This window comes from Paraburkholderia sp. SIMBA_053 (genome assembly GCF_046534895.1).
In the GTDB taxonomy this organism is placed as follows: Bacteria; Pseudomonadota; Gammaproteobacteria; order Burkholderiales; family Burkholderiaceae; genus Paraburkholderia; species Paraburkholderia caledonica.
Genome location: NZ_JAWRXU010000813.1, coordinates 1 through 267, shown reverse-complemented (window position 1 = coordinate 267; position 267 = coordinate 1). Strand labels below are relative to the sequence as shown.

Genomic DNA, 267 nt, shown 5'->3' with positions numbered 1-267 from the left:
CGTATCCAGTCGCCGTCGACAATGCCCTTCACGGCCGCCAGATCGGCGCTCAGTTCCGCAACGGGATAAGGGGCACGGCGACGAAGGCTTGGCAGGCTACGATGCTGGCTGTGGCAGTAGTAGCCGTTCTTGAAGGAAGTGAGCGTATAGGGAAAGCGTCGACGCTCAGCTGCGCGTGCTACTTCTCCGCGGCTCGGCGGTACATAGTGAGGTACGGCCGGATAACCGTACCGATGCAGCTTCTCCGAATAGAACTCGACGCGCCGC

At 61.4% G+C, this 267-nt stretch carries 1 protein-coding gene; it reads right to left on the bottom strand.

Going from position 1 to position 267, the window contains the following annotated elements; translation table 11 throughout:
• On the bottom strand, window positions 1-267 hold a 267-nt coding region (locus tag SB753_RS37830), incomplete at both ends, for a molybdopterin dinucleotide binding domain-containing protein (RefSeq protein ID WP_410805257.1).